This is a genomic window from Psychrobacter nivimaris (assembly GCF_043419765.1).
Taxonomy (GTDB): domain Bacteria; phylum Pseudomonadota; class Gammaproteobacteria; order Pseudomonadales; family Moraxellaceae; genus Psychrobacter.
Window position 1 is genome coordinate 393,874 of record NZ_JBHOFX010000004.1, and the last position, 12,238, is coordinate 406,111.

Below are 12,238 nucleotides of genomic sequence, written 5' to 3' on the forward strand. Positions count from 1 at the left end.
AGTCGGAAGCATTTATGACCAATAATAAGACCCTTGATAAACAACTCGTGATTAATATTGCTGAGCAAACATTGACGCTGTACCAGCAGCAAACTGAGGTTGTGAGATACGTAGTTTCCACTGCAAAGAATGGTATTGGTAGTCAGCAGGATAGCGGTTGCACACCGCTCGGTAGGCATGTCATTGAACAAAAAATAGGTGGTAGTGAGCCTGTGAATGCGGTATTTGTCGGGCGTGTACCGACAGGTGAGATATACGATACAAATCTTGGTGAGCTACATCCCAAGCGTGACTGGATATTGAGCCGTATTCTTTGGTTAAGCGGTCTTGAAGAAGGGTTAAACAAAGGTAGCAATGGTCAAGGTGGTTGCGATACTTATGAGCGCTATATCTATATTCACGGCACACCAGATACTGAACCAATGAGTATTCCGCTATCACATGGCTGTATCCGTATGCGTAATGAAGATATCGTAGAATTATTTGAGCAAGTACAAGAGGGTATGCCCGTTACGATTGTGGCTAATTAGGACATGTTGCACATTTAGCCATGACGCTAACAGGAGCTATTTCAACACAATAAAAAAAGACAGCTTGTTATATAACAAGCTGTCTTTTTTATGGGGCAGTTTTACTTTATGAAAGCAGTATCCGTCATAAACATAATATTCCTACTTCTACCAAAACGTTGAGCTGTCCGCAAATTTTGCTAAACGTGCATCAATATGACTCTGGTCATCAGTCAGTATGGCCGTAAACCAACCCGCACCATATAAAGCATTAGCGTCTGTCTTTGACTTCAATTCATAAAACTGTTGATGTTGATTATCATCGTTCAGTTGTTCTAACGCTTTTTGCGCTTTTGTCAGCCGTTTTAGCCAACATTTGGTTTTCTTTTTAGCTTTTTTCTTACTTAATAAAGGCGTAGAAAACTCACTGATGTAACGCAAATCTCTTAACTGATTGAGCAGCTCGCTTTCAGGTTGGTCATTATCTGCAATGTCTGTGCTTACCTCTACGTCATCGCTCACAAGCTCAGCAACACTTACTTCGTCAGCTTTTTTATTGGTTTTAAGACATTTTTTATATTGTTTAGAGAGGACTTTCGTTAGCTTATCGCAGGCAAGCTGATCAGTCTGAGGTTCAATGCTAGGGTCGCTCATAGTAAAGGCAATCAGCTCTAGTAAGGTTATCTGAAAGTCATTAGCTTGCAGCGTATTGATGGGTGTGATTTTGATATTTTCGACATCCGTTATCCAGTCAACGGCAGGCGCGCCACATGCTTGTAGCTCAGGTTCGATCTGTGCATTGATATAAGCAAGTTGATAGTAATCGCTAAGCAAGTTCGCAGTTTGCTTTAGTATCGGCAGCCATTCAGGATTAATTTCATCAGAGAAGTCGGTAAATGCTTTCAACACAGTACGCAAGCGATCAACACCAATCCGTAACTGTAGAATATGATCGTCATCTATACTGCCAGCGACGATAGCACTGCTGTTTGGTAGTATCTGCAATAAGCAATTATGTACGACCGCACGTATAAAGGCAGGTGCGCTGCTGTCTTTGTCTATTTGCAATTGACTTAGGTTTGCGTTGACTGCTGGACTGTGATTTTGTCCGTTAATAAGTAAGCCACCGTTTTCAGCTTTGGTAACGGTAGATAGACACAGTTTATAGCGCTTGCACCATGTTTTGGCAGTCGTAAATAGAAAATCTAAATCTCCTGACACCAGCTCAAACTCTATCTCTTGAAGGGCTTTGCGTAACGAGTCATCAGTACCATGGATGATTTCTCCCTGATCGTAAGCCATTTCGATACAGTTATCGGTTTCATCCTCACTACTTTCTGTTAGCAACCGCGTAGTGCGCTCGACGTCAGTCACATAAAGGCGTGTTAGCGTCTTTGCTAGCTTTTTGAGTTTAAAGTCAGCCAATGCCGCAGCGATTGGAGTGTCTTTATATATCGTTAAATCAGGCATCAGCTCATTATTATCAAGCATCGTTTGTACTTGCTCATTATCGAGTACGGCATTGTGCTCCAAGCGTGCCGCGATACCATCACCACTAGCTTTAATGGTTTGAACCCATGTATCACCTTCTTTGCGAATACGCAGACCGATACCTGCCTGTGCAAGCTGTTGGTCAGGCGTATCGTAATAATGTGCAGCCAGTTGCGTCACTTGTGAGGATTTAACGTGCGTTTGACGCATTAAACCCTTTAGCCGTGACTCTGGTACCAAAAACTTCAGCTCTATCTCTTGCATATTAGCTCCTAATAATTCTGACTGATGGCTCTGATCGATGGTTGTGATAAACAATTATTAGTCTACCATTCTCTGATTATTTAAACCGCAATAAAAAACCGCCCTACATGATGTAGAGCGGTTTTTTGATAAATACTGCTAGTCTGTCGGTTATTAGAACTGGTTCATCGTGTTCTTGCCGCCGCCAGCTTTCAGAGCGTTGTCACCAGAGAAGATTTCTTTGTGGTCATCGCCAAGGTCAGAACCAGCCATTGCTTGGTGCTTAACACAAGAGATGCCTTCGCGGATTTCTTTACGCTGTACGCCAGCTGCATAAGCAAGCATACCTTCTTCACCGAAGTAGCCTTTAGCAAGTTCATGAACGCTAAGAGCAGTTGTGTGGTAAGTCGGTAGCGTGATTAAGTGATGGAATACACCAGCTTCACGTGACGCATCACGTTGGAAGTTCTTAGCGGCTACGTCAGCTGCTGCATCAAGTTCAGTACCGTCATAATCAGCACTCATCAAGTCATCTTTATTGTATGCAGAGATGTCTTTGCCTTCTTCTTCCCACTGAGCGATAACTTGCTTACGGAAGTTAAGTGTCCAGTTGAATGATGGGCTGTTGTTGTATACAAGCTTGGCTTTAGGCTGCTGTTCTTTAATACGGTCAACCATCATTTTGATGTGTTCTACGTCTGGAGTCGGTGTTTCGATCCATAGTAGGTCAGCGCCGTTTTCTAGAGCAGTTACACAGTCAAGTACAACACGGTCAATGTTAGTCTCTTCACGGAACTGATATAGACCGTTAGGTAGACGAACTGGGCGTACTAGTTTGCCGTTGTGCTTAAGTAGGCTGTCATTTTCTTGAGCATTTTCTAGCGTTACTTCTTCCATTTCGATGAAATCGATATATTTAGAAGCAAGATCGCCTGGCTCATTTGATACTGGAATTTTTTGCGTTAGTGATGCGCCTTCAGAGTCAGTACGAGCAACGATAACGCCGTCTTCAACACCAAGCTCTAGGAATGCATAACGGATAGCGTTTAGCTTAGAGATGAAGTCTTCATGCGGTACAGTTACTTTACCAGCCTGGTGACCACATTGCTTAGCGTCAGATACTTGGTTTTCAACCTGAATGGCACAAGCACCAGCTTCGATCATTTGCTTAGTCAATAGGTAAGTGGCTTCTTCGTTACCGAAACCTGCATCGATATCAGCGATGATTGGCACAACATGTGAATCAAAGTTTTCGATTTTTTCTAGGATAGCTGAAGTGTCTTGGCCAGCTTCTTCAGCAGCGTTTAGCTCACGGAAGTAGTCGTTCAACACTTTAGCATCTGCTTGACGTAAGAAGGTGTAGATTTCTTCGATTAGCTTAGGTACTGACGTTTTTTCATGCATAGATTGGTCAGGTAGTGGACCAAACTCAGAGCGTAGGGCAGCTACCATCCAACCTGAAAGGTAGATGTAAGTTTTAGAAGTTGTACCGAAATATTTTTTCTTAGCGTACATAGTTTGCTGTGCAACAAAACCATGCCATGCACCTAAAGACTGCGTGTACTGAGACGTATCATTATCATAATCTTCCATGTCTTGACGCATGATTTTTGCAGTATATTTTGCGATATCCAAACCCGTCTTGAAACGGTTTTGTGACATCATACGTGCAGCATCAACTTCGCTAATGTTCTGCCAGTTGCCGTGCTTTTGCTTTAATTCACGTACTAAGTCGATCGCTGATTTATATGCAGTTGACATCTATGTCTCCTTGGGTGGGGTGTAAAAACAAATAAGTTAATTGTTAAAATAATGGGTCTGTCGCTTTACTAAAATCCGCTTTACTAAAACCTTTGTACTAAAAAATAATATTCAAAATTTGGTCTATCATTTATCTATCGAAGCTCTATTTACCCTAAACAAACCGCTAGGCTATTACAAGAAGTTTGCTGAACTCAACAGTTGAAAATAATTGCTGGTTTATAAATATTTATCGATTCTCACTATATGTTTAAAAGGTATCTGAATACTTAATAGCCAGTGATGTCATAATTGGTAGCAAGAGATGTTACAATAATGAGGTCAATTAACCGTATTTAACGACTGATAAAAACCATTAATATATTACTTAGCGACAATATTTAAGCGGATAAAAACAGCTTATGAATCTAACGTTCGTCCTCTATGCTGCAAATCCTTTATAGAACTCACTATAACCACCTTACCAAGATTTATCTAATTTATGATAGTTATCTTTGGTATTTCTGTATGATATAATGTTTATATAACAGGGTCTTACGATAGGTTGAATGAGTTATAATGTAGGTCTATCAGAAAAAACTAGAACGAAATTAGTAAAAAATAATGAAATTATGCTGTTACAGCGCACAAATCACCGTAGCAGCACTACAAATGCCAGCCTTAATATGGCGTTTATTCAAAAGCCAAGAGAACCAAATATGAATTTGCAGCGGGTTGATTTAAATTTATTAGTCCATCTAGATGTGTTGCTACGAGAAAAAAACGTCACTCGCGCAGCCGAGCAGCTTGGGATTACTCAGCCTGCTATGAGTAATATCTTGCGCCGTTTGCGTAAGTTGTTTAATGATCCATTATTGGTACGCTCATCTGAGGGTATGACGCCGACTGAACGCGCCCTTGAGCTACAGCCACGTATCCGCGAGATACTCGCTGATTTGACCCAAGTGTTGGAGCCGCGTACTGAATTCCGTCCTTATAGTACCTCTCGTGTGTTCCGTATCATGACGTCAGATTATGCCGAAGCGACTTTAGTACCTAAGCTGGTGAAAGCGCTACGTTCTGAAGCGCCTAATGTTATTTTGGACTTTTTGACTCCATCGGACGTCTCTTACCGAGATATGGAGCAGGGACGAGTTGATTTAGCGATTAACCGTTTTAATGAGATACCTCAAAGCTTCCATCAGGTTCTGGTATGGCGTGATACTTTTAGCTGCCTATTATCTTCTGACAGTCCTTATGCCAATCGTTTTAATTTGAAAAACTACCTTAAAGCACAGCACGTTTGGGTATCTAAAACAGGGATGGGCGTGGGCTTTGGGGTCAATCCAGAAAAATCTGGTGGACTAGGGTCTATCGATCAGGCCCTGCAGCGTCTTGGGCAAAAACGCCAAATCAGTGTCTTTACTCGACATTATCAAATGCCTGCTATGCTTGCAGCAAATAAAGATTTGATAGCGACTTTGCCCACGCGTGTGGCAAGAATGCAGGCAAACAATGACAGTATCATGATGGAAGATCCGCCGTTTTTTATTCCTGAGTTTGAGCTCACGATGGCATGGTCTCCTTTGTTGCAGCATCATCCAGCCCATCGCTGGTTACGTCAGTTAATTATGCATGTAGCGCGCCAAGTCGTTGCTGAAGAAGAAAATCCACCACAAGAGATACCTGTCATTAATCATTTGTTTTGATTGGTTTGTGTGAGTTGAACTTATCTACTATTAAAGTGACATGTTTCTTATTATTTAATTTTTTAATAAAAAAATTTTTCTTTAGCTCCCACTCTATATAGTTATTAGACCAGCCACTAGGCTGGTTTTTTTATGTCCTAAGGGTTAATAGTTAATATATTGAATTTAGATTTACTTAATAAGTCAGTCACACTATTAACATCTTCAACACACTTCACAATATATTGTAAAACTCTTCATCAAATAGCTTGTTAAGATAACGGCAGATAGAAAACGAGCTACCAATAGATTGTGCTATCGACGTAAATTTAATAATTAAAACTGTCACAGCAAAATAATTACAAGTGGCAATAAACCCGACTATAAATCCCAAATATAAATTCGAATAATAAGGACAGTAACTATGTCAGACATTACTACTATTAACCCAACCACGGGCGAAGAAATCAGTAACTACAATTATATGAGCAACGATGAAGTCAACAAGATTGTCGACGCTTCACATAACGCATTTTTAGAATGGCGTACAGTAGGTCACGAAGAGCGCGGCCGTGTCATCAAATCTATCGGTGATAAGCTGATGGAGTATAAAGAAGAGTTGGCTAAACTGATGACTGAAGAGCGTGGTAAGTTGTATAGCCAAAGCATGCAAGAGATTGATCTTTGCAAAGCTATCTGTGATTACACTGCTGAAAACGGCGTTGCTTCTTTGGCTGATGATGTACGTGATATCGAAAGCATGAAGAAAGGACTAGTGACGTATCAACCTATCGGTATCATCTACGGCATGCAGCCTTGGAACTTCCCAGCGTATCAAGTATTCCGTTACACCATTGCAAATCTAATGGCGGGTAATAGCATCCTGTTAAAACACGCATCTAACGTAACAGGCTCTGGTTTATTAATTGAAAAAATTCTTCACGAGTCTGAATTACCAAGTGATTTGTTCCGTACGATTATCATTGATCATGACCAGTCAGAAGCATTGATTGGCAATGACAAAGTACGCGGCGTGACATTGACAGGTAGTGACAAAGCAGGCGTGATCGTTGGTCAGCAAGCAGCGAAAGCAATTAAGAAAGCGGTACTAGAGCTAGGTTCAAATGATGCATTTATCGTATTAGAAGATGCTGATATCGAAACTGCTGTAGAAACTTGTACTCAAGCACGTTTAATCAATAACGGTGAAACTTGTGTAGCGGCCAAACGCTTTATCGTAGTCGATAGCGTATATAATGAGTTCCGTAAACGTATCGTTGAGAAATTTGAAGGTACTAAAGCGGGTGACCCAATGGATGATAGCTCAGATATCGGTCCATTAGCACGTGCAGATCTACGTGAGCAGCTACATGAGCAAGTAGAGCAAAGTGTGGCTAAAGGTGCAACGATCGCTGTTGGCGGTAAAGTACCTGAAGGTAAAGGTAGCTTCTATCCAGCAACTATCTTAGAGAACGTTGAAAAAGGTCAGCCTGCATACGATGACGAACTATTTGGCCCTGTCGCTTCATTGATTCGTGCCAAAGATGAAGACGATGCAATGCGCATCGCTAATGACAGTCGCTATGGTCTAGGTGGTGCAATTTTCTCAAAAGATGAAGAGAAAGCTGTTCGTCTAGCACGTGAGCAATTTGATACAGGTATGGTTTATATCAATGGTTATGGTCTTGCCAATCCTGCACTGCCATTTGGTGGCGTGAAAAATTCAGGTTATGGCCGTGAGCATGGTGGCTTCGGTATCAAAGAGTTTGTCAACATCAAAGCGGTTCATGTATTCTAAAAATGAACTAATTAGACGAATTAGCTAAATAGATAACTAGTTACGATTTTAAATGATAGTAAATAATAAATAGTTATCAAATAAAAAAGCCCAGTTGCTCATAATGAGTAGCTGGGCTTTTTATTGAGCTATATAAAGTGGTATTAAAAGCAGCTTAATAAGCCGAGATTTTTATCCGTCTATAAGCAATTGCAAAGGCAACTTAGGTAAATAAGTTTGTATTTGCGATGATGTATTATTTGCTTCAAGTGGCAATACATTTTTTGCTAGTAGTAAAATCGTCCAAGGTAGCAACTGATGTTCAAGTTTCTGTACCCGTGACTGTAAGCTCTCTACTGTATCGTTGATATCGACATTTAATACGGCTTGAGTCAATACCTGACCTGCATCAAGCTCCGCTGTCACTTTATGAATACTACAACCATGACAACGTTCACCCGCTTGTATGACTCGTTTGTGAGTATCTAAACCCTTATAAACCGGAAGTAGAGAAGGGTGAAGATTAATCATGGGCGCTGGTACATTATCGATAAATGAGCCACTTAGTACACGCATAAACCCAGCCAAGACGATTAAATCAGGTTGCCATGCTATTAGCTGCTCGTTGGCGTGGGTTTCAAACGTCTTGATGCCCATACGTTTACCTTTAGCAACGTGTGACAATACCGCAACTGGAATATTGGCATCTTTAGCACGTGTCAATGCATAAGCGTCTTCACGGTTACTAATGACACCAACTATTTCAATTGGTAGTGCGCCTGCTTGCATTGCATTGATTAACACTTGCAGGTTGCTACCACTTCCTGAGACTAGAACAGCAATACGCAATGGTTTGATAGGCTGGCTTGCGTTATCAACTGACATTAACGGTACACCACTGCATCTGCCTGTTCATCAGTGCTGCGTTTGACCATTTCACCTAGTTGCCAAGCTGTCTCGCCTGCATCAGTTAAAGTCTGAATAGCAGCTTCTGCTTTGTCTTTTGGCATAACGATGACAAAACCAACGCCGCAGTTAAAGGTACGGTACATTTCGCTCTGCTCGATATTACCTTGGGTCTGTAGCCAAGTGAATAGCTCTGAGAACTGCCAGCTAGTGGTATCGATGCTAGCCGCTAGATTGTCAGGTAGTACACGTGGTAAGTTGTCCGTTAGACCACCACCTGTGATGTGTGACATCGCATGTAAGGCTGAGCTACCAAGCGTATCTTGTAATGCTTTGATTGCTTTTACATAGATACGGGTAGGAGCCATTAGAGCGTCTTGAATAGGCTGACCGTCTAGTTGCTCGTCGCTACTTGTAACATCCACACCGCTCACTTCGATGACTTTACGAACCAGTGAGTAGCCGTTTGAGTGCGCGCCACTTGAGGCAAGTGCAATCAGTACATCGCCTTCTGCAACATTTTCACCAGTGACGACTTCTGCTTCTTCAACCACGCCTACACAGAATCCAGCTAGATCGTAATCATCATCTTGATACATGCCTGGCATTTCAGCAGTTTCGCCACCGATGAGCGCACAGTTAGCTAGTTTACAACCATCACCAATACCAGTCACGACAGTCGCCGCTACATCAACATCCAGCTTACCAGTTGCATAATAGTCTAAGAAGAATAATGGCTCTGCGCCGCAAACCAATAGATCATTGACGCACATCGCGACCAAGTCAATACCAATCGTGTCATGACGGTTCAGCTGTAGCGCCAATTTTAGTTTGGTGCCGACGCCATCAGTGCCAGAAACCAATAATGGTGAAGTATAACCTGTTGGGATACGGCATAACGCACCAAAACCGCCAAGTCCACCCACGACTTCAGGACGAGTAGTGGCTTTTGCAACGGACTTGATTCGCTGAACCAAAGCATCGCCTGCATCGATATCAACACCGGCATCTTTGTAGCTTAAAGAAGGCTTGTCACTCATAGTCATCTCACAGTTGGGGATAGATAATTGGGATTAGAAGGTAAAGTAATTGAGCACGCAAAAATCAGCGTTATAAAGTTCAAAAGTAAAGTTTAAAGACAGTGCGCGCATTATACCCAAAAACAGACCGTACTCGCAAAGCAACTTGCCAATATTTGACTAAGATTTGCATTAAGTGGCAAATAAGCCGTTAAGAAACAAAAAATGACTGATTTTTTGTTGTACTCTGCGATAATAGAACGCTAAATTTATTGTCAATAATGGCCTTAATACAAGTTCAAATGTGATTGATAGAATAAAAACTAAGAAACATAAATTTATTAAGAATCAGGCTTTTTAGGGACTTTGATACGTCTCAGTTTAGCTAGCTAAAACTAATGAGAAAAAAGCAATTCGCCTAGTGACACATCGTGATGGCTATAGTTATATCATTTAGAAATCGCTATCACTGACTGACTCTCTGTCACTTTTTCAAACCTGTCACTTTTTTAAACCTGTCCAACTATAGGATTATTTGCCATGATGAACCAACCAATAGATCCTTTTTTTCGGCGTTTATTTATTGTCGTGGCATTAGTTGTGGCTGTATTTCTCTTGTATTTGATGATGCCCGTCATCGTACCCTTCGTTTTTGCCTTTATGTTGGCTTACCTATTTAATCCTCTAGTCAAGCGCTTATCAAAATACATCAAGCGCTGGGTCGCGATTATTATCGTCTACTCGACGATTACTCTGGGGATGGCGTTATTATTGTGGTGGTTGGTACCGACATTGTGGCATCAGCTGCAAGCGGCGTGGGATTATTTGCCAAAGATATTTAATTGGTACAATCAAGTCGTACGAGAGTGGTTCAATAGTAATACTCGTATCAAATTGCCCCAATTAGAGTCCAAAGAGTTTTCCGATACTCTCGTCGATTATATGCAAACGAATTATAAGTTCGCTGATGCTAGCACCATGATGAGCCAAATACTGACCTCAAGTATGAACTTCATCAATAATGCAGGTCTCATTGTATTGGTGCCTATTTTGACCTTTTATTTTCTATTTAATTGGGACCAGCGTTTGCATAACTGGAAAATGGCGATACCAGGTGCTTACTGCCAAAAAGTGACTGAAATAGCTAAAGAGTGTGATCTGGCATTGATGGCATTTATCAAAGGGCAATTACTAGTGATGGTATTGCTAGGCGCTATTTATGCTGTACAGTTACAGCTCATTGGATTAGAGCTTGGGCTTATCATTGGTATGGTAGCAGGCATTGCCAGTTTTGTGCCGTATTTAGGATTTGGTATTGGTTTTATCGCGGCTATTATCGCCTGCCTATTTCAATTCGGATTGGACTGGACGTATTTGTCATTGGTCGTAGGTGCGTTCTTGATTGGACAAGCTGCAGAAGGTTATATTCTACAACCATTGCTGTTAGGTGATAAGATTGGTCTATCGCCATTGTGGGTCATATTTGCTGTATTGGCAGGTGCCAGTCTATTAGGTTTTGTTGGTATGTTGATCGCCTTACCAGTATCCGCTGTCTTAAACGTCCTGTTCCGCCATGTATACAGCTATTATCGAACCACTGACTTTTATAAAGGTCGTAAACAACTGGCATTGTTTGAAAAAAGATAATTATCTTATTATTGAACATGCTAGATAAAGATTGATATGTAATATTAGGATAGGAACGCAATGATTGATAAGGCTTAATGGGTAAAAGACTTGTCAGTCATTTTGTAAATATGTTATATATAGGCGCAGTGTTGATAGTATCAACCGTTTTGGTACCAGTTTTGCTAACGTTGTTTTCGACAAAGTGACTGACCGATTTCTGCAAAGGCTATAGGGCCATTACTTACAGCTGTATCGACTAGTATTAATAGTAATGAATACAGCTCAAAGCAACCTATCTTTTTTATTATATTTTTTCATTGCACTACGCAACACGAGTTGATGATTCATGGCAGAAGCACAGCTAAGTCTCAATCTGGACATTAAGCATGATGCAAGTCTCAGCGACTTTGCCGGTCCCGGTTGGATGTCGATTATTGATGCAGTACGGCAGTTACATGTCGGCCTGATCGGTCAACTATATCTGTTTGGTAGCCCTGCTACAGGTAAGTCCCATTTGCTGTCTGCTATTTGCGAGTCATTTATCGAAATGGATAAATCGGCTATCTGTTTGTCCCTTAATGAGTTGATTCATACAGATGTTCACGTACTATCATCGTTAGAAAACTTTGATCTTATCGCCATTGATGATTTGGAAGTGCTTGAGCAGAGCAGCCAGTGGCAAGAAGCTTTATTTCACCTGATCAATCGTAGCCGAGAAGGGCAACGCCAGTTATTGTTTGCCGCTAATAAACCAGCCGACGACTTACCATTCCAGTTAAGAGATTTAATGACGCGTCTGGCACAGGCACCGACCTTTAAAGTGCCTACTGGTCATGATTTGGCAGACAGACAAGCATTATTACAGTCTATTTTGCGTCGGCGCGGATGGCAGTTTGACGATCGAATTATTGATCACTTACTAACTGATGGACCGCATCGTATCGGTGCGATGATGGAAGTACTTAATTATATTCAACCAATGTTTTCTAACCTTGGTCGCAGTAATATCTCAAAAGCAGTCATAAGTGATGCTCTGCGTACCATCGATGAGCAGACGCTAGCCGCGGAGCTGGCGGATATCGCTCAAGAGACGCAAGTGGATAACGACACGCCTGATCAAGACCAACATACGATGCCACTTGATTTTTAGCAGTAAGACTTTTAGCAGTAAGACTTTTAGCAGTAAGACTTTTAGCAGTAAGACTTTTAGCAGTAAGACTTTTAGCAGTAAGACTT

Annotated in this window: 9 protein-coding genes; 5 read left to right on the forward strand and 4 right to left on the reverse strand. The window is 41.4% G+C overall.

Annotation, left to right across the window (positions count from 1 at the left end):
* Positions 1-14 precede the first annotated feature (14 nt).
* Positions 15-530 carry a L,D-transpeptidase family protein gene (locus ACHEVO_RS11150; protein ID WP_394124965.1) on the forward strand — a complete coding sequence of 172 codons (516 nt, stop codon included), beginning with the start codon at positions 15-17 and terminating at the stop codon, positions 528-530.
* A gap of 147 nt (positions 531-677) precedes the next feature.
* Here the strand turns inward: ACHEVO_RS11150 and ACHEVO_RS11155 are convergent, their stop codons facing one another.
* The gene (locus ACHEVO_RS11155) at positions 678-2,264 is read right to left on the reverse strand and encodes a CYTH and CHAD domain-containing protein (protein ID WP_394124966.1); all 1,587 of its coding nucleotides are present in this window, start codon (positions 2,262-2,264) and stop codon (positions 678-680) included.
* A 153-nt stretch (positions 2,265-2,417) separates the two neighbouring features.
* Positions 2,418-4,004: an isocitrate lyase gene (locus ACHEVO_RS11160; protein ID WP_101206309.1), complete on the reverse strand. Its 1,587-nt coding sequence runs from the start codon at positions 4,002-4,004 to the stop codon at positions 2,418-2,420.
* 698 nt (positions 4,005-4,702) lie between these two features.
* On the opposite strand from ACHEVO_RS11160, the gene ACHEVO_RS11165 reads away from it, so the two are divergent.
* Complete coding sequence (locus tag ACHEVO_RS11165; protein WP_057761159.1) at positions 4,703-5,692, forward strand: LysR family transcriptional regulator; 990 nt, start codon at positions 4,703-4,705, stop codon at positions 5,690-5,692.
* A 403-nt stretch (positions 5,693-6,095) separates the two neighbouring features.
* On the forward strand, positions 6,096-7,469 hold the full coding sequence (locus ACHEVO_RS11170; RefSeq protein ID WP_296208367.1) for an NAD-dependent succinate-semialdehyde dehydrogenase: 1,374 nt from the start codon (positions 6,096-6,098) through the stop codon (positions 7,467-7,469).
* 171 nt (positions 7,470-7,640) lie between these two features.
* Here ACHEVO_RS11170 and purN read toward each other — a convergent pair whose 3' ends face one another.
* Positions 7,641-8,333, reverse strand: a complete 693-nt coding sequence (gene purN / locus ACHEVO_RS11175) for a phosphoribosylglycinamide formyltransferase (protein WP_296208365.1) — start codon at positions 8,331-8,333, stop codon at positions 7,641-7,643.
* Positions 8,333-9,394 (reverse strand): phosphoribosylformylglycinamidine cyclo-ligase, encoded by a 1,062-nt coding sequence (purM, locus tag ACHEVO_RS11180; RefSeq protein WP_296208362.1) that lies wholly within the window; start codon positions 9,392-9,394, stop codon positions 8,333-8,335. Before purM ends, purN begins: the two co-directional genes overlap by 1 nt.
* A gap of 519 nt (positions 9,395-9,913) precedes the next feature.
* Here purM and ACHEVO_RS11185 point away from each other — a divergent pair.
* Both ACHEVO_RS11185 and hda read left to right on the forward strand, forming a co-directional pair.
* Positions 9,914-11,020 carry an AI-2E family transporter gene (locus ACHEVO_RS11185; RefSeq protein WP_201568870.1) on the forward strand — a complete coding sequence of 369 codons (1,107 nt, stop codon included), beginning with the start codon at positions 9,914-9,916 and terminating at the stop codon, positions 11,018-11,020.
* Positions 11,021-11,348: 328 nt separating this feature from the next.
* Positions 11,349-12,152: a DnaA regulatory inactivator Hda gene (hda, locus tag ACHEVO_RS11190; protein WP_102093670.1), complete on the forward strand. Its 804-nt coding sequence runs from the start codon at positions 11,349-11,351 to the stop codon at positions 12,150-12,152.
* Positions 12,153-12,238 lie beyond the last annotated feature (86 nt).